The sequence below is a fragment of the Chromatium okenii genome (assembly GCF_016583745.1).
GTDB lineage: Bacteria > Pseudomonadota > Gammaproteobacteria > Chromatiales > Chromatiaceae > Chromatium > Chromatium okenii.
The window spans coordinates 1-21,342 of sequence record NZ_NRRQ01000004.1 but is presented as its reverse complement, the minus strand read 5'-3'; the positions used below and the strand labels follow the sequence as shown (position 1 = coordinate 21,342).

Genomic DNA, 21,342 nt, shown 5'->3' with positions numbered 1-21,342 from the left:
TGAGTGTAAGGGTGCGACTGTTGACTTTATCGGTCATTTGTCAATTATGTGATAAAAATCAGTATTTTTTTGCAGTCTGCTTCTGGGGTCTGGCAGCTTTTTGGCGGGCGCGAGCGACCGGCGCGGGGGCGCAGCCCTTCCTGATATGATTGCCCCAGACAGCAGCACGATCCCTTTCATCGCTGATCTGTCGCACCAATCTGCGTCACAGTTGACGAGCGTTCCAGCTCCATCGCGTCCGCTGCCGTCAGCTAAGAAGTGCGTGTATTGCTTGATTTCATTGCAAATGAGGAGACTGGCTCATGCTCGATAGCTCCATGATTGAACTCTCGCGCTGGCAGTTTGCCAGCACGGCGCTGTATCACTTTTTGTTTGTTCCGTTGACGCTCGGTTTGTCGTGGATTTTGGTCATCATGGAAAGCGTGTATGTGATGACTGGGCGCGAGATTTACCGCGATATGGTCAAGTTTTGGGGCAAATTATTCGGAATTAACTTCGCGCTCGGTGTCACCACCGGCTTAACGATGGAATTCCAATTCGGCACCAATTGGGCGTATTACAGCCATTATGTTGGCGACGTGTTTGGCGCTCCCTTGGCAATTGAAGGCTTGATGGCGTTCTTTTTGGAATCGACCTTCATTGGCTTGTTTTTCCTCGGCTGGGAACGCCTGAGCAAGCGCCAGCATCTGGGCGTCACCTTTTTAATGGCGTTCGGCTCCAACCTGTCGGCGCTGTGGATTTTGATCGCCAACGGCTGGATGCAAAATCCGGTCGGCGCAGAATTCAGCTTTGAAACCATGCGCATGGAAATGACCAGCTTTGCCGAATTGGTCACGAATCCGGTCGCGCAGGTCAAATTCGTCCACACCGTCGCTGCCGGTTATGTCACTGCGTCGATGTTCGTGCTCGGCATCAGCGCGTGGTACATGTTGAAAGGGCGCGATCTCGCCTTTGCCAAACGCTCGTTTTCCGTCGCCGTCGGCTTTGGCATGGCGTCGATTTTGTCGGTGATTTTGCTCGGCGATGAATCCGGTTATGAGGTCGGCGACATTCAACGGGTGAAATTGGCGGCGATTGAAGCGGAATGGGAAACCGAACCCGCACCAGCGGCGTTCACCGTGTACGGCAATCCCAATAACGACGACCGCGAAACCCACGACGCGATCAAAATCCCGTGGCTGCTGGGTTTGATCGCCACCCGCTCGCTCGACACCGAAGTCAAAGGTTTGAAAGATTTGATGGCGGAGCACGAGGTGCGGATTCGTAACGGCATGATTGCGTACGAGTATTTGGAATTGCTGCGCGGCGGCGCGGACACGCCGGAGAATCGCACCGCATTTGAAAAGCACAAGGCGGATTTAGGCTACGGGCTACTGCTCAAAACCTATGTCGAGAATCCCGCACAAGCCAGCGAGGAGCAAATCCAACTGGCGGTCAAGGATTCGATTCCCGAAGTCGCGCCGATTTTCTGGGCATTTCGCGTGATGGTGGGCGCGGGTGTGTGGATGTTGCTGCTGCTGGTGCTGGGATTTTATTTCAACGCCAAGCGCGTGATTCAACAGCAACGCTGGCTGCTGTGGCTGTTTTTATTCAGCATTCCGATGCCTTGGATTGCAGTGGAAACCGGCTGGTTTGTCGCGGAATTCGGTCGCCAACCGTGGGCGATTGGTGAAGTGCTGCCGACCAGCATCGCCGCTTCTAGCCTGACTGCGAACGATCTCATCATCAGCATATCCGGGTTCCTGATCTTCTATACCACGTTGTTTATGATCGAAATGTTCCTGATGGTGAAGTTTGCGCGGCTGGGGCCGAGTTCGCTCCACACCGGGCGCTACCATCACGAACAGAGCGGTCACGCCGGCGGGATGACGCCAGCCACCGCGCCGCAAAAACCAGTCGAATAGCCGGAGTAGCAACGATGATTCTTGATTATGAAACGCTGAAAGTGGTGTGGTGGCTTTTAGTCGGCATCCTGCTGATTGGCTTTGCCGTCACCGACGGAATGGACATGGGCGTCGGCACCTTGCTGCCATTTTTGGGCAAAACCGACGACGAACGCCGCGTCATCATTAACACCATTGGCCCGCATTGGGACGGTAATCAGGTGTGGTTAATTACTGCTGGCGGCGCGATTTTCGCAGCGTGGCCGCTGGTTTATGCCGCAGCATTTTCCGGCTTTTATTTCGCCATGTTATTGGCGTTATTCGGGTTATTTTTCCGCCCGGTCGGATTTGATTATCGCAGCAAAATCGCCAATAAACATTGGCGCAATGCGTGGGATTGGGGCTTATTCATCGGCGGCGCAGTGCCCGCGCTCGTATTCGGGATTGCATTCGGCAATTTATTGCAAGGCGTCCCGTTTCATCTCGATGATTTCCTGCGTCCGTATTACAGCGGCAGCTTTTTAGGCTTACTCAATCCATTTGCGCTGCTGGCTGGCTTTATCAGCTTGGGAATGTTGACTTTGCACGGCGCAATTTGGCTGCAATTACGCACCGCTGAACCAATTGCCGAACGCGCAAAAGCAGTCACCAAACAGATTGGATTAGCCACCATCGCCGCATTCGCATTGGCTGGCATCTGGTTAGCGACTGGTATTGACGGATTCCGCGTTGTATCCGAGCACATTCCGAATGCCACGCCCAATCCTTTAACCAAAGAAGTGATACAAGAAGCTCATGCGTGGTTATCAAACTATGGCACTTATCCATTAACGCTGCTATTCCCATTATTGGGATTTGCGGGTTTAGGATTAAGCATTGTCGGTTCATTAAATGACCGCCCGGGTTGGGGGTTAGTTGCCAGTAGTTTGGGATTAACTGGGATTATTATGACAGCGGGCGCAGCGATGTTTCCGTTCATTATGCCCTCAACGACGCATCCGAATAGCAGTTTAATTGCATGGGATGCTGTATCCAGTCATTTAACCCTGAGCGTGATGTTTTGGGCAGCGGTGATCTTCATTCCGTTGATTTTACTGTATACCACCTGGACTTATGTAATGATGTGGCGGCGCGTCACAGTGGAAGAAATCCAAGCACAGGATCATCTCGCGTATTAAAAAAAGCGCAATTGGTGCCGCAAGACACTAATTGCGTTTTAGCGTCGAAACGCATTCAGCGCAACAAAGAGGAAGCAAACAATGTGGTATTTCGCTTGGTTATTAGGCGTGTTATTGGCGCTGGCATTCGGCATCATTAACGTCATGTGGTACGAATCAGAACAATGCGCCAACGGCGTTGCGAACGACGATCAAACCCCGCATTAACGGCAATTTCTAAACGTCACACTGTCAATTGCAGTGTGACGCGGAGCTGGCGCAATGAACCTACCAACAGCAACTGCACGACCGACTGGCGCTTTTATTGGCGCATCGTGGCTGGCGCTATTCATTGGCGCATTGACTTATCTGGCGGGATTGTGGAATGCGGCAATGCCACTGAATGAAAAAGGCTATTATCTCACGTTATTGTTATATGGTTTATTTGCCGCTGTCTCTTTACAAAAATCAGTACGCGACCGGCTCGAAGGCATTCCCGTCACCGGCTTATATTTCGGTTTATGTTGGCTATCATTGGGAATGTCGATTTTGTTATTAGCCGTTGGGTTATGGAATGCAACGCTGGCAGCAAGTGAAAAAGGCTTCTATGCCATGTCGTTTGTATTAAGCCTATTTGCTGCGGTTGCGGTACAAAAGAACGTCCGCGATCTGGCGTTATTAGCGCCCGCCGCGCCATTGTCAACTGACCACTTAAAAGACGCATCACATGATTGAAATTGAATATATTGTGAAAGATCATCACGGAGCGGAACGCTTGCGCACTCAAGATAAAAAAGCTGCTGATGCGTTTGATCGCATGTTGGAAAATGCCGAACGGCTGGCGCAATTGCTCCGCGCTGAAGGGATTGCGCGAGAACTATCGGAGACCGGCATGGACGAACTCACTTTTTATTTAGTGCGCAATGCCGCAACGGTGGAGCGTATTTTGAAAGGCAAAACAATTGAATTCACCACCGCAATTGATGCCGGCGCTGAGTGAGAGGTTTGATATGGTGCAAATGAATCAGAAAACCTTGGCGCGGTTGCGTTGTGAATTGCGGTGGCGCAGCGCGATTGCAAAACACTGTGATTGTTTTAGCACGGCGCGACTCAATTTATGGCGCGATTTTTTTCCGCAGGCGCTAGAAAGTGATTTAGATGGACGCTCGTTACATGACACGCGGCATTATTCCTTTGCAGCCGGTGAATTATTGGAAGCGCGGGATGAGCGCAAGTGTTTTCGTTTGAAATCGCATCAATTTAATCACCGCTTTGATAATAAGAATTGGATTGAAAAACGCAATGGACGTTTTTATCCACGCGGCATGTTGCAGGAATTGTCCACGATTTTTGCGGAAGATCGCCATCCGTTTCGTTTAATTGCGGATGCGGATACAAAAACGAAATTTTATGCCGATTTGAATCATCCGCTGGCAAGCTATCCCCTTGATTTGCAAGTGACAATTACCGGCTTGTGGGAGCAAGGCGAGCAGCGCGGCGGGCGCAGTCAGGATGTCGCGGCGTTGTTGACTGACAACGGTCCGGGAATGCAGACCCGCTGGCGCGAGCAAGCGACTGATTTTTGGTCAGATATGCCGTTTGTGCGCCGCGATTGTCGCTCTGATCTGGCGTTTTATGAGCAGCCGCGCTTGATCGCGCATCTCGATCAAACGGCGCAGGATGAATTGGCGGCGTTGCACGGACAATTGCTCGCATCAGGGAGTCAAGTGCTTGATTTAATGAGCAGTTGGCAGACGCATCTGCCGGCTGAATTGGAAGTGGCGGCGCTGGTGGGATTGGGATTAAATCAGGTCGAATTGGACGCCAATCCGCGTTTAACTGAGCGCGTGGTGCATGATCTTAATGCGGTGCCGCAATTGCCATTTGCAGATGGACAATTTGATGCGGTGATTTGCAGTTTGTCAATTGAATATCTGGTTGAACCAATTGCGGTATTGCGCGAAGTGGCGCGAGTTCTGAAAGCGGGTGGGTTGTGCGTGATTGGATTTTCTAATCGCTGGTTTCCCACCAAAACCATTCAATTGTGGGAGGGCATTCACGAATTCGAGCGCCCGGGTTTGGTGCTGGAGTATTTTCTCGCCGCTGGTGGTTTTACTGAATTGGAAACCTACAGTTTGCGCGGGCTGCTGCGTCCAGATGATGATAAATATGCGGGGCAAATGGCGTTGTCGGATCCAATTTATGCAGTGTGGGGGCGGGCTATTTAAGTGGTCAGCGGCGGGTCTAATTCTGCGAGTTCCAATAACTGTTTTATATCAAGCACCTGCACCTGCGTTCCCTGCACTTGAATCACGCCCTGCTCGCTCAACGCTTTCATCACGCGTGACAGCGTCTCCGGCTGCACCGACAGCCGCGAGGCCAGCACCGCTTTCCGCACTTCCAAATCGATCACCATCTGCGGCAGCGTCCGTTTGCTGACCAGATACCGCGCCACGCGGCTGGTCGCGGTGTGCAGCGTCAACTCGTCAATCTCGCCGATCAACCCGCGCAGGCGCTGGCTCAACACGCCGAGCAGTTGAAAACAGGTGTCCACCGACTCGCGCAGCATCTGCGCAAAATCCGCGCCATCAATGGCGATCAAGCGCGATGGCACCAACGCAGCGGCGCAGACCGGATAGCGCGGAGCGTTGAGAAATACCAGCGCCTCGGCGAACGTTTGCCCCGGATTGACGATCTCAATCACCTTTTCTGCGCCATCGGCAGACAGGCGAAAGAGCCGCATCTGCCCGGCGAGCAGCAAATAAAACCGCGTCGCCGCCTCGCCCTGACTGAATAACAACTGCTCGGCAGCCAGCGTCACGCGGCTGGCATGACGACTGATCCGCGTCAATTGCGCCGGTTCGAGCCGCGAAAACAACGTCCCTTGGCGCAATTCGTCACGCATCAAGCCGTCGCCAACAATTCATCACTCCACGCCACCGCTTCCGCCAGCGTAATTGCCAGCGGCACCGTCGGTCGCAGCGGGCGCTGGCGCAAAATGACGCGAATCCCGCGCTCACGCGCTGCAATCAACTTGGCGGCGGTTGCCGTCCCGCCGCTGTTTTTACAGACGATGGTGTCAATCGCATGTTCCGCCAACAACGCCCGCTCACTGGCGAGATCAAACGGCCCCCGCGCCAGCAGCAGTTGTGACGCCGGAAAATGCAACGTCGGCTCCGGTGCGGTGACGACGCGAATTAAAAACCACAGCCGTTCAATCCCCGCAAAAGGCGCTAATTCCTGTCGCCCCATTGCCAGAAAAACCCGCTGCGCCCCATCGCGCACCAACGCCGCCAGCGCCTGCTCCCAATGCTCCACGAATTCCCAGCGATCTTCTGGCTCCGGCGTCCACGCCGGGCGCTCCAACCGCAGCAGCGGCAACATCGTCTCCCGGCACGCCGCCTCCGCATTCCACGCCATGCCCGCTGCGAACGGATGCGTGGCATCAATCACCGCATCAATTTGTTTTTCAATGAGATAGCTGACGAGTCCCGGCACGCCACCAAAGCCGCCCACCCGCAGCTCTCCCGCTGGCTGGCGCGGCGCGGCAGTGCGCCCCGCCAACGACGTGATGACCTGCAAACCAACACGCGGCACAAGTGCCGCTGCCAGCGCGTAGGCCTCAGTTGTGCCCCCCAAAATCAGCACCCGTTTGGTCATGTCGTGATTCCATCTGTCGCCACCGCCGCGCCAGCACTGACCAGCGCCGCGCCACCCGACTTTGGCGGCACCACTCCAAACGCATCTTCTGGTTCGCGCATCGGTCGCCCCGCCATGATGTCGTCGATTTGATCGCGGGCGATGGTCTCAAATCGCAGCAGCGCCTCAGCCATGACGTGCAGCTTGTCGAGATGTTCTTCCAAAATGTGCTGTGCCCGCTGATAGTTACGATCAATGATGATCCGCACTTCCTTGTCAATCGTCAGCGCCGTTTCCGGCGACACATGTCGATGCTGCGTCACCGAGCGTCCCAAAAACACCTCGCCTTCATCCTCGGCATACGCCAACGGCCCCAGCCCATCCGACAAGCCAAAGCGCGTCACCATATTGCGAGCGATTTCCGTTGCCCGCTCGATGTCATTGGATGCGCCCGTCGTGACCTGCTCCACCCCAAAAATCATCTCTTCCGCCAACCGCCCGCCAAATAAGCTGGAAATCTGACTTTCGAGCTGGCGCTTGCTCATGCTGTAACGATCACGCTCCGGCAAAAACAACGTCACCCCCAGCGCCCGCCCACGCGGAATGATGCTGACTTTATGCACCGGATCGTGTTCCGGCACCGAGCGCCCGACGATCACATGCCCGGCTTCGTGATACGCAGTCAGCTTGCGCTCCGCTTCCGACATCACCAGACTGCGCCGCTCCGCGCCCATCATAATTTTGTCTTTTGCCTTTTCAAACAACGCCATCGACACTTCTGACTCATCACTTCGTGCCGCAAACAGCGCCGCTTCATTGACTAAATTGGCGAGATCAGCGCCCGAAAAGCCCGGCGTTCCCCGCGCAATCGTCTTGGCATCCACATCCGCTGCCAGCGGCACCTTGCGCATGTGAACTTCCAGAATTGCCGCCCGCCCCGCCAAATCCGGCAAGCCCACCACCACCTGCCGATCAAAACGTCCCGGCCGCAGCAGCGCCGGATCAAGCACATCGGAGCGATTTGTCGCCGCAATCACGATCACGCCCTCGTTGCCAGTAAAGCCGTCCATTTCCACCAGCAACTGATTCAAGGTCTGCTCGCGTTCATCGTGACCGCCGCCGAGACCGGCACCGCGTTTGCGCCCGACCGCGTCGATCTCATCAATAAAAATGATGCACGGCGCACTTTTCTTCGCTTGTTCAAACAGATCGCGCACCCGTGACGCGCCCACGCCGACAAACATTTCCACGAAATCAGAGCCAGAAATGCTGAAAAACGGCACCTTCGCCTCGCCCGCAATCGCTCGCGCCAGCAGCGTTTTACCCGTGCCGGGCGGCCCCACCATCAACACGCCACGCGGAATGCGCCCGCCGAGATTGGTGAATTTTTGCGGGCTGCGCAGAAAATCAACCAATTCGCCGACTTCCTCCTTCGCCTCGTCCACGCCGGCGACATCGCGCAGCGTCACCTTGACATCACCTTCCGCGTGTTGACGGGCGCGACTTTTGCCGAAATTAAACAGCCCGCCGCTGCCACCCGCGCCACCGCCGCGCCGCAGCAGCCAAATCCACACTCCCGCCAACACGATGAACGGCAGCCACGCGGCGAGCAGTTGCATGATCACGCCCGGCTCGGCAGGTGGCTCGGCGCGGATGGTGACGCCGTGCTTGAGCAGGTCGCTGACCAAGCCCGGATCGCCCGGATCATAGGTTTCAAAGCGCGAGCCGTCGGTACGCACGCCCAGCACGGTTTGATCCTGAATCGTCACCTCCTGAATCGCGCCGTCGTTGATTTCGCGCAAAAACTGGCTGTAACTCAGCGGCCGGATGTCGAGCTTGTTGGCGAAAAATAAATTATTGACCGTCATCGCCAGCCAGATGCTGACGCCAACCCACAGAAAAACTTGCAAAATTTTAGAATTCATACCGCAAACGGGCCTCGTGACTCATCAATTGAAACGACGCGGGAGCGCGTCAGAACCAAGCAAACAGCCAAGAATTTGGCTTACCGGGTTGAGTGTACCGGAGATTGGCATTACGGGCGGTCAGTGCAATAGCGCCGCGCTGATTGCAGCAAACCCGTTATCCTTGCGCCTGTTTTGAACCTTAATTGAACGGCACCTGCTGATGTCTCTCGGTTCCATCATGGTTGATTGTGCGGGAACGGCGTTGACCGCTGAAGACCGCGACTTGCTGCGCCAGCCCGCCGTCGCCGGGGTAATTTTATTTGCCCGCAATTACGCCGATCCCGCGCAACTCGCCGCGCTGACGGCAGAGATAGCCGCGCTGCGCGAACCGCCGTTATTGATCGCAGTCGATCAAGAAGGCGGACGGGTGCAACGCTGTCGTGACGGCTTCACCCGCCTGCCTGCCGCCGCCCACTTCGGTCAGATTTATGCTCACGATCCGCAAGCCGCGCTGGCGCAGTGCGAGAGTGCCGGCTGGGTGATGGCAGCCGAATTACGCGCAGTCGGCGTTGATTTCAGCTTTGCGCCGGTGCTCGACGTGGAGTGCGGCATCAGCCAAGTGATCGGTGATCGCGGTTTCGCAGACCATCCGACGGCGGTGAGCGCGTTAGCAATGGCATGGCGGCGCGGCGTGCAGCGAGCCGGCATGATCGCAGTGGGCAAACATTTTCCCGGACATGGCAGCGTCGCCGCCGATTCGCATCTCGCGCTGCCCATTGACGACCGCCCGCTGCTGGCGCTGGCGCAGCACGATCTGCTCCCGTTTCAACACCTGATCGCGCACGGGCTAGAAGCGGTGATGCCCGCGCATGTCGTGTACCCGCAAATCGACGCGCAGCCCGCTGGTTTTTCGGCAATCTGGCTGCGCGAGATTTTACGCAACCAGTTGAATTTCAAAGGGATCATTTTTAGCGATGATCTCAACATGGCGGCCGCCAGCGCCGGCGGTGATTATGTCGCACGGGCGCAAGCGGCAGCGGCTGCCGGTTGCGATCTGCTCTTAATTTGCAACAATCGTCCCGCTGCCGCGCAGATCGTCGCCGCGTTCAATGCGCACCCCGCCATCCCCCGCACCATCGCATTGCACGGACGCGCTGGCGCATTGAATTGGCAGCAATTGCACGACAATAGCGACTGGCTGGACGCAATACGCCAACTCACCAACTTGGTTTGAATTCCACATTGAATAGATTAAATGACAACATCGCAATGATGCTGTAACAGAGCATTTACTCCAATATCAAGCGCGTATTTAATACAGCTAGATGCTATTCATTTGGCGCACAATCAGCAATGACTTATTACATTAAAGAACTCTTTTATAGCTTACAAGGCGAGGGCGTTCACAGCGGTCGCCCCGCGATCTTTTGCCGCTTTACGGGCTGCAATTTATGGTCGGGGCGCGACGTTGACCGCGCTCACGCTCGCTGCCGTTTTTGCGACACTGATTTTCGCGGCACCAACGGCAGCGGCGGCGGACGGTATTCCAGCGCCAGCGCGTTAGTGAACCAAATCAGCGCGTTATGGCCAGCACCGGCAGTGCGGCCGTGGGTCGTGTGTACCGGTGGCGAACCCTTGCTGCAACTGGACGCGGCATTGATTGCGGCATTGCAGCAGCGCGGCTGCGCCGTCGCCGTCGAAACCAACGGCACCTTGCCCGCGCCGGCTGGATTGGATTGGCTTTGCGTCAGCCCCAAAGCTGGCGCACCGCTGCGCCAAACCAGCGGCGATGAATTGAAATTGGTTTATCCGCAAGTGGGCGCACCGCCAGAACAGTTTTCTCATTTACCGTTTCAACATTTTTCATTGCAACCGTTAGCTGATGTCAATTGCGCCGCCCACACTGCGCAAGCGATTGCATATTGCCAAGCACATCCGCAATGGCGGTTAAGTTTACAAACGCATAAATTATTAGGGATTCCCTAATTTTCACCGCAGTTTAACCACCCACAAAGAGGCATGAAGTATGGATATTGCAGCAATTAACGCTCGGTTTGGCGTCCCCGGCAGTGTGCAATTCAGCGAGGGACGCGGCGGGCTGATGATGATTGAAATTCATAATGACTTGGCAACGGCGACCATTTCACCGTATGCCGGACAAGTATTGGCGTATCGTCCGCACAATGCTCCCGATGAATTGCTATTTGTGAGTGAGCGGGCGTATTACACAGCAGGTAAAGCAATTAAAGGCGGAATTCCAATTTGTTGGCCGTGGTTTGGTGCTGATCCAGAGAAAAAAGGGCGCGGTGGACATGGTTTTGTCCGCGCTTGGGCGTGGGCGGTGCGCAATTGTGAGACGCTGCCGCATGGCGCATCGCGCATCACGCTTGGTTTAACGGATGACGATGAGAGCCGCGCAATTTGGCCAGCGGCATTTGATTTGACGTTGGAAATCACAGTGGGCGCGACGTTGGCAGTGACGCTCACCACACGCAATTTGAGTACGGAACCACTGCAAATCACCCAAGGATTGCATACTTATTTCAAAGTCGGTGATGCAACACAGGTGCGCGTCGTGGGATTAGATGGCTGTCATTATCTTGATAAAGCGGTAGGCGCAAAAGAGGCACCTATTCTGCAACAGGGCGCAGTGACGGTCGCTGGTGAAGTCAATCGCATTTATGAACAGGTGCCGGCGCAATTGCAGCTTGAAGACCCAGTATTAAATCGCCGCATTATTATTGATGGTGCGCATAGCAATACTTGCGTGGTTTGGAATCCTTGGGTAGAGACGGCGCACGCGATGGATGATTTAGATGATCGTGATTATTTGCGGTTTATTTGTGTCGAAACGGTCAACACTGCGTCAGAAGTGATTGAGATTTTACCGCAAGCAGAAGCGCACATTGGCGCAGAATATCGTATTGAGTTGCTCGCGCCATGAATTCAGCAAATGGCGGTGGTCAATCCGCGCAAACTGCACAATTGCACGAAGTGTTGTGGGATGAGTGGTTGCAATGGGCGGCGGCACACGCAGTGACTGTGCCGGCGACCACCGCCTTTGCGGAAGCGCGGGCGCGAGTGTGGGCGGCAAGTGAATTCGTCGCCACCTCGGTAGCGCGGCATCCGCTTGAATTTGCTGAATTAGTCGCCGACGCAGTGCTGATGCGACCGTATCAAGCCGCTGAATTGGCGCAGCGGCTCGCTGCTGCGCTCGCTACCGTCAGCGATGACGCGAGTTTGCAGCGGGCGCTGCGCCAGTTCCGGCGCCGCGAAATGGTGCGAATTATTTGGCGCGATCTGGCGGGCTGGGCGACGTTGCCAGAAACGCTGGAGGAGTTGTCGGAGCTGGCGGATGTCTGCATTTGCCAAGCCCTTGATTTACTTCACGGTTGGACGTGCGCCGAATTCGGTACGCCTCGCGCCAGCGCCGAGCGCGAGATGCAGATGATCGTGCTGGCGATGGGTAAATTGGGGGCGCGAGAACTCAATCTCAGCTCCGATATTGATTTGATTTTTGCCTTTCCGCAGGCCGGCGAGGTGACGGGCGGCAGCCGTCCGCTGACGCATGAGCAATTTTTTGTGCGGCTGGCGCGGCGGCTGGTGCAAACGCTCGCCAATCAAACCGCCGACGGCTTTGTGTTTCGGGTCGATACGCGGCTGCGTCCGTTTGGCGAAGCGGGCCCGTTGGCGATGAATTTTCAAGCACTTGAGGCGTATTACCAATCACAAGCGCGGGAATGGGAACGCTACGCGATGATTAAAGCGCGTCCGGTCACGGGCGATCCCGCTGACATCGCGCAATTGATGGCGATGCTGCGGCCATTTGTGTATCGGCGTTATTTGGACTTTGGCGCATTTGATTCATTGCGTGAATTAAAACGGATGATTGCCAAAGAATTATATCGGCGTGGCATGGATGCCAATATCAAATTGGGGCCCGGCGGTATTCGTGAAATTGAATTCATCGGGCAGGCTTTTCAATTGGTACGCGGTGGGCGTGATCCTGAATTGCAGGTGCGCCCCATTCGGCAGGTATTGGCGCAATTGGCGCGGAAACAGTTGTTGCCAGCGGCGGCGGTGGCGGAACTGGATGCGGCGTATGAATTTTTGCGTTTGGTGGAAAACCGTTTGCAGGCTTACCGCGATAAACAAACCCATCTGTTGCCCGATGATGACGCCGGACGCGAGCGGCTGGCGCGGGCGATGAACTGCGCTGATTGGGACAGCTTCTCTGCCGCGTTAAATGCGCATCGCCAGCGGGTGCAGCAGCATTTCGATCAGGTGTTTGCTTTGTCCGAAGCGCCAGCAACGGGCGATGACGGGGCGCAGTTGCTGGGATTGGGCGCTGCGGATGCCGCGCAGGAAGTGGCGACGTTGGCGCAACTCGGTTTTGCCGAGGCGGAGGCGGTGCGCACGGTGCTGGCGCAATTCCGCGACGCGACGGCGCGTAAAGGTTTGAGCGAAAAAGGGCGCGACCGTTTGGCGCAGGTGTTGCCGCTGGCGGTGCGCCTCAGCGCCAGCACTGCCGCGCCGTTGCTGACGTTGACGCGAGTGTTGCGGGTGTTGGAAACCATCGCGCAGCGCACTGCGTATTTGGCGATGTTGCTGGAAGCGCCGGAGATTTTGGCGCAACTGGTGCGACTGGCGGCGATGAGCGCGTGGTTTACCGATCAAATTGGGCGGCAGCCGCTGTTGCTGGATGAGTTGATTGATCCGCGCCGGTTATATGCACCGCTGCGGCGGGAGGAATTGGAAGCCGAATTGGATGCGCTGTTGCAGCCGGTGGCGGTGGAAGATTTGGAGCAGCAGATGGCGCGGCTGCATCAATTCGTGCAGGGCAATGTGCTGCGGGTGGCGGCGGCGGATTTGACGGCGGTGATTCCGCTGATGGTGGTCAGTGATTATCTGACTGAGATTGCGGAGGTGGCGCTGGCGCGAGTGCTGCGGGTGGCAGCCGCGCATCTGTATCAGCAACACGGGCGACCGACGGCGATCAGCGGCGCGGATAGCGGGTTTTTGGTGATCGGTTACGGCAAGCTCGGCGGGATTGAATTGGGCTATGGCTCGGATTTGGACTTGGTGTTTGTACACGGCAGTGCGGACGTGCTGGCGCTGACGGACGGTGCGAAGTCGGTGAGCAATGTGCAGTTTTATGCGCGACTGGGGCAGCGGATGATTCACATGCTAACCACGCGCACCTTGTCGGGGGCGCTGTATGACATCGACACGCGGCTGCGCCCGGACGGAAATAAAGGGCTGCTGGTGCGCTCGCTGACTGCTTTTGCGGCATATCAGGAGCAGGAGGCGTGGACTTGGGAACATCAGGCGTTGGTGCGAGCGCGTCCGGTGGCGGGTGATCCGGTGCTGGCGCAGCAGTTCGCGGCAATTCGTCACGCGGTGTTACAGCGGCGGCGCGATCCTGAGCAATTGCAGCGGGCGGTGCGCGAGATGCGCGAGAAAATGCGCAGCACTTTGGATAAAAGCACCGCGCAAGCGTTTGATCTCAAGCAGGGTGTGGGCGGTATTGCCGATATTGAGTTCATGGTTCAATACGCGGTCTTGCGCTGGGCGGCGGATTATCCAGAGTTGACGGCGTGGACGGACAACATTCGGCTGCTGGACACGTTGGCGGCGTTGGGGCTGTTGCCGGGGCAGACGGCGCATCAACTTGCTGAGGCTTATAAAACACTGCGGGCGGTTTACCATCGCCACACGTTGGCGCAACAGCCACAACTGATTGCTGCCGATCACCTGCTGGTCGAACGCGAGCAGGTGCGGGAACTGTGGCGAGCATTGCTGGATGGCGATCATTAGATCATTGATTTTCTTGCGGAGTTGAACGATGGCGACGATGGAAGACCGCGACGGTCTGATTTGGTTAGATGGCGCAATGGTGCCTTGGCGCGAGGCGAAAACGCACGTCCTCACCCACACGCTGCATTACGGCATGGGCGTGTTTGAAGGGGTGCGGGCATATCAGACGGCGCAAGGTGCGGCGATTTTCCGCTTGGCCGAGCACACGCAGCGCCTGTTTAACTCCGCGCACATTTTGGGCATGAGCATTCCTTGGGATCAGGCGACGCTCAATGCGGCGCACTGCGCGGTGGTGCGCGAGAACAAGCTGGATTCCGCTTATATCCGCCCGATGTGTTTTTACGGCGCGGAAGGAATGGGGCTGCGAGCGGACAATTTGCAGGTGCATTGCATGGTGGCGGCGTGGGCGTGGGGCGCGTATCTCGGTGAGGAGAATATGCGCAACGGGATTCGCATCCGCGTCTCCTCGTTCACCCGTCATCACGTCAATATCACCATGTGCCGCGCTAAGGCGAACGGTAACTACATGAATTCGATGCTGGCGCTGCAAGAGGCGCTGCGCGATGGGTATGACGAGGCGCTGTTGTTGGATGCGTCTGGCTACGTGATGGAAGGCAGCGGCGAAAATATCTTCATCGTCCGCGATGGCGTTTTATACACGCCCGATTTGACCTCGGCGCTTGACGGGATCACGCGCCGCACCGTGATTGGCTTGTGCGCGGAATTGGGTTTGGCGGTGGTCGAGAAGCGCATCACCCGCGATGAGGTGTATATCGCTGATGAGGCGTTTTTCACCGGCACTGCGGCGGAGGTGACGCCGATCCGCGAGGTGGACGGACGCGCTATTGGCAGCGGCACTCGCGGCCCAATTACCGAACGGTTGCAGACGTTGTATTTCGATCAGGTACACGGGCGGCGGGACACGCATCCAGAATGGTTGACGGTGGTTTGAATCGCGTTGTCAGTTGGCAGTTGAATTCAAAACCATTAAATGATTCACCGGCAACTGTATTCTTTTTGACAAACGAATGAATGAAAAAAAGCGGCTCATATCAGCCGCTTTTTTATTAACCATTTCTGCGCTCGGTGATTAGTGTTGCGCGTGTAATTCTGCGGCTTGCAAGGTATTTTCTAATAAACTCGCAATCGTCATCGGCCCGACTCCGCCCGGCACCGGCGTGATCCACGCCGCCCGCTCCGCGCAGCTTGCAAAATCGACATCGCCAACCAACTTGCCATCCGCGCCGCGATTGATGCCGACATCAATCACCAGCGCCCCGGGTTTGATCCACGCGCCCGGCACAAATTGCGCTCGCCCCACCGCCGCCACCAGCACATCTGCCGCTTGCACCTTTGCCGCTAAGTCTTTGGTGCGGCTGTGGCAAATGGTCACGGTGCAACGCGCCGCCAGCAATTCCAGCGCCATCGGACGCCCGACGATGTTGGATTGTCCAATCACCACCGCATCTAAACCGCTCAGATCGCGCCCGGTGTGCGCCAGCAGCGTCATCACGCCTTTCGGCGTACACGGGCGCAGCAGCGGCATCCGCAGCACCAATCGCCCCACGTTATACGGATGAAAGCCATCGACATCTTTGGTGGGCGCGATGCGTTCAATTACCGCTTCTTCATCCATCTGCGGCGGCAGCGGCAATTGCACCAAAATCCCGTCCAGCAATGGATCAGTATTGAGATGATCAATCAACGCTAATAAATCGCTTTGCGCAGTGGTAGCCGGCAGTGCATATAACTCGGAATGAAAACCGACTTCCGCGCAAGCCATTTGTTTATTACGCACATAAACCTCTGAGGCGGGATTATCGCCAACCATAATCACCGCCAAACCCGGCGCACGTTCACCGGCAGCGCGGCGATTGGCGATCTTTTCTTTAATATCGAGACGAATCGTTGCGGCAATGGTTTTGCCATCAAGAAGTTGTGCGGTCATAACAATCTCATTCAAAAGCCCCCCTTTGCAAAAGGGGGGTTGGGGGGATTTATGAAATCAGGAAGGGTTGGGGATTTACGACATCAGGGATTAAACCAACGGTTGTCCGTTAATTGCAAACGCCAGCGCGTCATTTTCAACCGTGATTTGCACCGAGCCGCCGCCAACTAATTCACCAAATAGCAATTCATTTGCCAGCGGCTTTTTAATGTGATTTTGAATCACCCGCGCCATCGGACGCGCACCCATTTTGGGATCGTAGCCTTTCAGCGCCAGCCATTCTCGCACTGCGGCATCAATACTCAAGCTGACCTTTTTCTCCTCCAATTGCTGTTCCAATTCAAAGACGAATTTATCCACCACGCTGCGAATCGTATCGGCATCAAGCGCCCCGAATTGCACCACCACATCTAAACGATTGCGGAATTCTGGCGAAAAATAACGCTTCAGCGCCTCTAAACCATCAGTTGCGTGATCCTGTTCTGTAAATCCAATGGAACGCCGCGCTGTTTCTTCTGCGCCTGCATTCGTTGTCATTACTAACACCACGCTGCGAAAATCTGCTTTGCGCCCGTTGTTATCCGTTAGCGTGCCGTGATCCATCACTTGCAACAGCAAATTAAAAACATCGGGATGCGCTTTTTCAATCTCGTCCAGTAATAACACCGAGTGCGGATGTTTATTGATTTGTTCGGTCAATAATCCGCCTTGGTCAAAACCAACATATCCGGGCGGCGCACCAATTAACCGCGAAACGGTGTGGCGTTCCATATATTCGGACATGTCAAAGCGCAGTAATTCCATGCCGAGAATGCGGGCGAGTTGGCGCGTGACTTCGGTTTTACCGACGCCGGTCGGGCCTGTAAATAAAAAGGAGCCAATCGGTTTACCGTCATTGCCCAGCCCAGAGCGATTCATCCGAATTGCGGCAGTGAGCGCATCAATTGCGGTATCTTGTCCATAAACCACTAATTTGAGATCACGATCCAAATTTTTGAGTGATTCGGTATCTGAAACGGAGACGCGCTTGGATGGAATCCGCGCCATCTTCGCTACAATTGCTTCCACATCAGCGACATCAATCCGCTTTTTACGTTTCGACGCACTTTTTAATTGCACATGCGCCCCGGCTTCATCAATCACGTCAATCGCTTTGTCGGGCAAATGACGATCATTGATATAACGGTTGGATAATTCGGCAGCAGCGCGGAGTGCTGGATTGGTGTAACTGACTTGATGATGCTGTTCAAAGCGCGATTTCAAGCCTTTAAGAATCTCAACCGTTTCTTCTACCGATGGCGCTTCCACGTCGATTTTTTGGAAACGCCGTGCCAGTGCCCGATCTTTCTCAAAAATACCGCGATATTCCTGATATGTGGTTGAACCAATGCAGCGTAAATCACCCGACGCCAACACGGGTTTAATCAGGTTGGATACATCCATGACGCCACCTGATGCTGAACCCGCGCCAATAATCGTGTGGATTTCATCAATAAATAAAATCGCGTGCGGCTGGCGTTTTAATTGCGCTAAAACCATTTTTAGGCGCTTTTCAAAATCGCCGCGATATTTGGTGCCGGCTACTAAGCCGCCGAGATCAAGCGCGTAAATCACGGCATCGCTCAATACTTCTGGAACTTGTCCAGCGACGATCATCCGCGCTAACCCTTCTGCAATTGCGGTTTTACCAACGCCAGCCTCGCCAACATATAGCGGGTTATTTTTACGGCGGCGACACAAAATTTGCAGGGTGCGTTCCACTTCGGCGGTGCGTCCAATCAACGGATCAATTCGTCCCTGTCGCGCTAATTCGTTGAGATTGGAGGTAAACCGATCCAGCGGGCTGGGCGTTGCGCCGTCTTTTTCATCGGCGCGGGCGTCGTCGCCGTCACCCTGCGCGTCATCATCTAGTGTTTCGCCGGGCACTTTAGAAATGCCGTGCGACATGTAGTTAATGACATCTAGCCGGGTGATATTTTGTTGATTTAATAAAAACACTGCTTGCGAATCCTGTTCGCTAAATAACGCGACCAGTACGTTGGCGCCGCTGACTTCTTTGCGCCCAGCGGATTGCACATGAAAGACGGCGCGTTGCAGCACGCGTTGAAAACCGAGCGTGGGTTGCGTTTCGCGTTCGTCGCTGGGAGTTAAGCGCGGGGTGGTTTCGTCAATGAAGGTGGTGACTTCGCGGCGCAGCCGGTCAGCATCAACGCCGCAGGCGCGAAGTACTTTGAATGCGCTGGAATTGTCGAGCAAAGATAACAGCATGTGCTCGACAGTGATGTATTCATATTTTTTGGCGCGAGCCTCTTTGAAAGTGTTATTTAGCGATAGCTCAAGTTCTTTGTTCAACATCAGCCTGTCCCCGGCGAAGAGTTAAAAAAATCACGAGTGGCGGTTAAATGCGCTCACATTTCTTCCATCGTACACAGCAGCGGGTGGTGGTGGCTGCGGGCGTAATCGTTGACGCGGGCGACCTTGGTTTCGGCGATGTCTTTGGGAAATACACCGCAGACACCTACGCCTCGTGTATGAATGTGAAGCATGATTTGTGTGGCGGTTTCCATCGGCATTCCAAAAAATTTCTGCAAAATCAATACGACGAAATCCATTGGGGTGTAGTCGTCATTTAATAACAGCACCTTAAATAAGGGCGGGCGCCGTAATTGCGGGCGGGCGGTTTGCACGGCTACCCCGGAATCAGGTTCATCTTTATGGTGGTGACTCATCCGGTTTTCCTAAAAAATCAGTGGCGCACTGCGTTAAAGTTATTGGGAGTGACGCGGTTAAAAACAGTTGGCAGTGATGAAGATGTGTGTCATCTGATTACGCCAGTAGGCGCTGCTTTTATTACTGCGTCACTCTTCAAAATATGCGCTCCGCCAGCGCGGATTACATGTGGTTGATGATTGCTGTGCCAAAGCCGGAACAACTGACTTTGGTGGCTCCGTCTAACATTCGCGCTAAATCGTAGGTGACGGTTTTGGCGTTAATTGCGCCTTCGACGCCTTTAATAATCAGGTCGGCTGCTTCTGTCCAACCTAAATGCCGTAGCATCATTTCTGCCGATAAAATCAAGGAGCTGGGGTTGACTTGATCTTTGCCGGCATATTTAGGCGCGGTGCCGTGCGTGGCTTCAAACATGGCGATGGAGTCGGATAAGTTTGCGCCGGGTGCCATGCCAATGCCGCCAACTTGTGCGGCTAAGGCGTCGGAAATGTAATCGCCGTTGAGATTTAAGGTGGCGATCACGGAGTAATCTGTGGGACGCAGTAAAATTTGTTGCAAAAAGGCGTCGGCAATCACGTCTTTAATGATGATCTCGGCTCCGGTCTGCGGGTGTTTGAAGCTGCACCAAGGGCCGCCGCCAATTTCAATTGCGCCGAATTCTTTTTTCGCAAGGTCGTAGCCCCATTGCTTAAATGCGCCTTCGGTGAATTTCATGATGTTGCCTTTGTGTACCAGCGTTACTGAGGAGCGGTGGTTGTCAATGGCGTATTGAATGGCTTTGCGGACGAGACGTTCGGTGCCGTCGCGGGAGACGGGTTTGATGCCGATGCCGGAGGTGGCGGGGAAGCGAATTTTGGTGACGCCCATTTCTTCGCGTAAAAATGCAATGACACGTTGCGCTTCGGGCGTTTCGGCTGCCCATTCAATGCCGGCATAAATGTCTTCGGAGTTTTCACGGAAGATGACCATGTCGGTGTGTTGCGGTTCTTTGAGCGGGCTGGGGGTGCCGCTGAAATAGCGCACGGGGCGCAGACAGACGTATAAATCAAGCTCTTGGCGGAGGGCGACGTTGAGGGAGCGGATGCCGCCGCCTATCGGGGTGGTTAAGGGGCCTTTGATGGAGACGACGTAGTCGCGCAGGGCGGTCATGGTCTCAGGCGGCAGCCAGACGTCGGGGCCGTACACTTGGGTGGCTTTTTCGCCGGCATAGACTTCTAGCCATTGAATCTGGCGGGTGCCGTAAGCCTTGGCGACGGCGGCGTCAACGACGCGGCGCATGACGGGGGTGATGTCGATGCCAATGCCGTCGCCTTCAATGTAGGGAATAATCGGCTGATCGGGTACGTTAAGTGTGTAGTCGGCGTTGACTTGAATGGGTTCGCCGCTGCTGGGTAGTTGGATTTTGTCGTCGCTCATTGGCTCTTTTTCTCGGAAATCATCATTAAAGTGAACATCCTAACATCGACTTTCACCGCCGCGCAGGGCGGTCTTTCTCCTTTGGTTGACGCGCCGCAGCGGGTGATGGTGGGGCTGTCGGGTGGGGTGGATTCGGCGGTGGCGGCGCATCTGTTGCTGGAGCAGGGTCTGCAGGTGGAGGCGCTGTTTATGAAAAATTGGGAGGAGGATGATCGCGCTGGCTATTGCGCGGCGGCGGAGGATTTGGCGGACGCGCAGGCGGTGGCGGATCGGCTGGGCATTCGGCTGCATACGGTGAATTTTTCCAGCGAATACTGGGAGCGGGTGTTTGAAAATTTTCTTCAAGAATACAAGGCGTTGCGGACGCCTAACCCGGATGTGTTGTGCAATCGTGAGATTAAGTTTTCTGCCTTTCTTGACCATGCGCTGGCGCTGGGCGCGGACGCGATGGCGACCGGTCACTATGCGCGGATCACCCACGATGCGAGCGGTTTTCACCTGCGTCTGGCGGCCGATGCGGCGAAAGATCAGACGTATTTCCTGCATCTGCTGAATCAGGCGCAACTGGGGCGGGCGCTGTTTCCGCTGGCGGCGCTGACGAAGCCGGAGGTGCGGGCGCTGGCGCGGCAGTTGGGATTGCAGCCGGCGGCTAAAAAAGACAGTACCGGTATTTGTTTCATCGGGGAGCGGCGGTTTCGGGAGTTTCTCGCGGCGTATCTGCCGATGACTCCGGGGCCGATTGAAACGCCGGAGGGGTTGCCGCTGGGCGAACATCAGGGGCTGGCGTTTTACACGCTCGGGCAGCGGCAGGGGCTGGGCGTCGGCGGGGTGGCGGGGCGAGAGGG

19 protein-coding genes are annotated in these 21,342 nt (G+C 55.5%); 12 read left to right on the top strand and 7 right to left on the bottom strand.

The annotated features are described in order from the left end of the window. Positions 1 to 302: 302 nt before the first annotated feature. The 6 genes from CKO12_RS02215 (at position 303) to CKO12_RS02190 (ending at position 5,268) form a co-directional block, all read left to right on the top strand. Positions 303 to 1,904, top strand: a complete 1,602-nt coding sequence (locus CKO12_RS02215; RefSeq protein ID WP_200153100.1) for a cytochrome ubiquinol oxidase subunit I — start codon at positions 303 to 305, stop codon at positions 1,902 to 1,904. Positions 1,905 to 1,918: 14 nt separating this feature from the next. Next, positions 1,919 to 3,061 carry a cytochrome d ubiquinol oxidase subunit II gene (cydB, locus tag CKO12_RS02210; RefSeq protein ID WP_207146228.1) on the top strand — a complete coding sequence of 381 codons (1,143 nt, stop codon included), beginning with the start codon at positions 1,919 to 1,921 and terminating at the stop codon, positions 3,059 to 3,061. 81 nt (positions 3,062 to 3,142) lie between these two features. Beyond that, positions 3,143 to 3,268 carry a cytochrome bd-I oxidase subunit CydX gene (gene cydX, locus CKO12_RS02205; protein WP_200153099.1) on the top strand — a complete coding sequence of 42 codons (126 nt, stop codon included), beginning with the start codon at positions 3,143 to 3,145 and terminating at the stop codon, positions 3,266 to 3,268. Between the two features lie 54 nt (positions 3,269 to 3,322). Next, positions 3,323 to 3,775 (top strand): inner membrane protein YiaA, encoded by a 453-nt coding sequence (yiaA, locus tag CKO12_RS02200; protein ID WP_200153098.1) that lies wholly within the window; start codon positions 3,323 to 3,325, stop codon positions 3,773 to 3,775. Next, positions 3,768 to 4,040 carry a YebG family protein gene (locus CKO12_RS02195; protein ID WP_200153097.1) on the top strand — a complete coding sequence of 91 codons (273 nt, stop codon included), beginning with the start codon at positions 3,768 to 3,770 and terminating at the stop codon, positions 4,038 to 4,040. Before yiaA ends, CKO12_RS02195 begins: the two co-directional genes overlap by 8 nt. Positions 4,041 to 4,059: 19 nt before the next feature. Then, on the top strand, positions 4,060 to 5,268 hold the full coding sequence (locus CKO12_RS02190; RefSeq protein WP_242466162.1) for a class I SAM-dependent methyltransferase: 1,209 nt from the start codon (positions 4,060 to 4,062) through the stop codon (positions 5,266 to 5,268). Here the strand turns inward: CKO12_RS02190 and CKO12_RS02185 are convergent. Genes CKO12_RS02185 through ftsH form a run of 3 tightly spaced genes read right to left on the bottom strand, consistent with a single transcriptional unit; the run spans position 5,265 to position 8,604 of the window. Beyond that, complete coding sequence (locus CKO12_RS02185) at positions 5,265 to 5,945, bottom strand: Crp/Fnr family transcriptional regulator (protein ID WP_200153096.1); 681 nt, start codon at positions 5,943 to 5,945, stop codon at positions 5,265 to 5,267. The genes CKO12_RS02190 and CKO12_RS02185 overlap by 4 nt on opposite strands. Further along, positions 5,945 to 6,700: a cobalt-precorrin-6A reductase gene (locus tag CKO12_RS02180; protein WP_200153095.1), complete on the bottom strand. Its 756-nt coding sequence runs from the start codon at positions 6,698 to 6,700 to the stop codon at positions 5,945 to 5,947. The genes CKO12_RS02185 and CKO12_RS02180 overlap by 1 nt, the downstream gene beginning before the upstream one ends. After that, the gene (gene ftsH / locus CKO12_RS02175; RefSeq protein WP_200153094.1) at positions 6,697 to 8,604 is read right to left on the bottom strand and encodes an ATP-dependent zinc metalloprotease FtsH; all 1,908 of its coding nucleotides are present in this window, start codon (positions 8,602 to 8,604) and stop codon (positions 6,697 to 6,699) included. The genes CKO12_RS02180 and ftsH overlap by 4 nt, the downstream gene beginning before the upstream one ends. A 202-nt stretch (positions 8,605 to 8,806) precedes the next feature. Between ftsH and nagZ the strand changes: the two genes are divergently transcribed. The 5 genes from nagZ (at position 8,807) to CKO12_RS02150 (ending at position 15,355) form a co-directional block, all read left to right on the top strand. Further along, positions 8,807 to 9,820: a beta-N-acetylhexosaminidase gene (nagZ, locus tag CKO12_RS02170; RefSeq protein ID WP_200153093.1), complete on the top strand. Its 1,014-nt coding sequence runs from the start codon at positions 8,807 to 8,809 to the stop codon at positions 9,818 to 9,820. Between the two features lie 119 nt (positions 9,821 to 9,939). Then, a complete protein-coding gene (gene queE / locus CKO12_RS02165) occupies positions 9,940 to 10,572 on the top strand; it encodes a 7-carboxy-7-deazaguanine synthase (protein ID WP_200153092.1) in 633 nt (210 codons plus the stop codon). Between the two features lie 40 nt (positions 10,573 to 10,612). Further along, entirely contained in the window at positions 10,613 to 11,530 is a 918-nt protein-coding gene (locus CKO12_RS02160) for a D-hexose-6-phosphate mutarotase (RefSeq protein ID WP_200153091.1), read from the top strand. Then, positions 11,527 to 14,403: a bifunctional [glutamate--ammonia ligase]-adenylyl-L-tyrosine phosphorylase/[glutamate--ammonia-ligase] adenylyltransferase gene (glnE, locus tag CKO12_RS02155; RefSeq protein WP_200153090.1), complete on the top strand. Its 2,877-nt coding sequence runs from the start codon at positions 11,527 to 11,529 to the stop codon at positions 14,401 to 14,403. Before CKO12_RS02160 ends, glnE begins: the two co-directional genes overlap by 4 nt. 28 nt (positions 14,404 to 14,431) lie before the next feature. Further along, on the top strand, positions 14,432 to 15,355 hold the full coding sequence (locus CKO12_RS02150) for a branched-chain amino acid transaminase (protein ID WP_200153089.1): 924 nt from the start codon (positions 14,432 to 14,434) through the stop codon (positions 15,353 to 15,355). A 138-nt stretch (positions 15,356 to 15,493) separates the two neighbouring features. Here CKO12_RS02150 and folD read toward each other — a convergent pair whose 3' ends face one another. The 4 genes from folD to icd form a co-directional block, all read right to left on the bottom strand. Continuing rightward, positions 15,494 to 16,351, bottom strand: coding sequence for a bifunctional methylenetetrahydrofolate dehydrogenase/methenyltetrahydrofolate cyclohydrolase FolD (gene folD, locus CKO12_RS02145; RefSeq protein WP_200153088.1), 858 nt, complete (start codon positions 16,349 to 16,351; stop codon positions 15,494 to 15,496). 90 nt (positions 16,352 to 16,441) lie between these two features. Further along, entirely contained in the window at positions 16,442 to 18,706 is a 2,265-nt protein-coding gene (gene clpA / locus CKO12_RS02140) for an ATP-dependent Clp protease ATP-binding subunit ClpA (RefSeq protein ID WP_200153087.1), read from the bottom strand. A 53-nt stretch (positions 18,707 to 18,759) separates the two neighbouring features. Then, a complete protein-coding gene (clpS, locus tag CKO12_RS02135; RefSeq protein WP_200153086.1) occupies positions 18,760 to 19,080 on the bottom strand; it encodes an ATP-dependent Clp protease adapter ClpS in 321 nt (106 codons plus the stop codon). A gap of 163 nt (positions 19,081 to 19,243) precedes the next feature. Further along, complete coding sequence (gene icd, locus CKO12_RS02130) at positions 19,244 to 20,497, bottom strand: NADP-dependent isocitrate dehydrogenase (RefSeq protein WP_200153085.1); 1,254 nt, start codon at positions 20,495 to 20,497, stop codon at positions 19,244 to 19,246. A 105-nt stretch (positions 20,498 to 20,602) separates the two neighbouring features. On the opposite strand from icd, the gene mnmA reads away from it, so the two are divergent. Next, positions 20,603 to 21,342 (top strand): tRNA 2-thiouridine(34) synthase MnmA (gene mnmA, locus CKO12_RS02125; protein ID WP_200153192.1); only part of this gene is annotated, 740 nt, incomplete at its 3' end.

Coding starts and splice junctions, on each gene's coding strand:
- CKO12_RS02215 (WP_200153100.1), top strand. CDS start 303: ATGCTCGATAGCTCCATGATTGAACTCTCGCGCTGGCAGTTTGCCAGC.
- cydB (WP_207146228.1), top strand. CDS start 1,919: ATGATTCTTGATTATGAAACGCTGAAAGTGGTGTGGTGGCTTTTAGTC.
- cydX (WP_200153099.1), top strand. CDS start 3,143: ATGTGGTATTTCGCTTGGTTATTAGGCGTGTTATTGGCGCTGGCATTC.
- yiaA (WP_200153098.1), top strand. CDS start 3,323: ATGAACCTACCAACAGCAACTGCACGACCGACTGGCGCTTTTATTGGC.
- CKO12_RS02195 (WP_200153097.1), top strand. CDS start 3,768: ATGATTGAAATTGAATATATTGTGAAAGATCATCACGGAGCGGAACGC.
- CKO12_RS02190 (WP_242466162.1), top strand. CDS start 4,060: ATGAATCAGAAAACCTTGGCGCGGTTGCGTTGTGAATTGCGGTGGCGC.
- CKO12_RS02185 (WP_200153096.1), bottom strand. CDS start 5,945: ATGCGTGACGAATTGCGCCAAGGGACGTTGTTTTCGCGGCTCGAACCG.
- CKO12_RS02180 (WP_200153095.1), bottom strand. CDS start 6,700: ATGACCAAACGGGTGCTGATTTTGGGGGGCACAACTGAGGCCTACGCG.
- ftsH (WP_200153094.1), bottom strand. CDS start 8,604: ATGAATTCTAAAATTTTGCAAGTTTTTCTGTGGGTTGGCGTCAGCATC.
- nagZ (WP_200153093.1), top strand. CDS start 8,807: ATGTCTCTCGGTTCCATCATGGTTGATTGTGCGGGAACGGCGTTGACC.
- queE (WP_200153092.1), top strand. CDS start 9,940: ATGACTTATTACATTAAAGAACTCTTTTATAGCTTACAAGGCGAGGGC.
- CKO12_RS02160 (WP_200153091.1), top strand. CDS start 10,613: ATGGATATTGCAGCAATTAACGCTCGGTTTGGCGTCCCCGGCAGTGTG.
- glnE (WP_200153090.1), top strand. CDS start 11,527: ATGAATTCAGCAAATGGCGGTGGTCAATCCGCGCAAACTGCACAATTG.
- CKO12_RS02150 (WP_200153089.1), top strand. CDS start 14,432: ATGGCGACGATGGAAGACCGCGACGGTCTGATTTGGTTAGATGGCGCA.
- folD (WP_200153088.1), bottom strand. CDS start 16,351: ATGACCGCACAACTTCTTGATGGCAAAACCATTGCCGCAACGATTCGT.
- clpA (WP_200153087.1), bottom strand. CDS start 18,706: ATGTTGAACAAAGAACTTGAGCTATCGCTAAATAACACTTTCAAAGAG.
- clpS (WP_200153086.1), bottom strand. CDS start 19,080: ATGAGTCACCACCATAAAGATGAACCTGATTCCGGGGTAGCCGTGCAA.
- icd (WP_200153085.1), bottom strand. CDS start 20,497: ATGAGCGACGACAAAATCCAACTACCCAGCAGCGGCGAACCCATTCAA.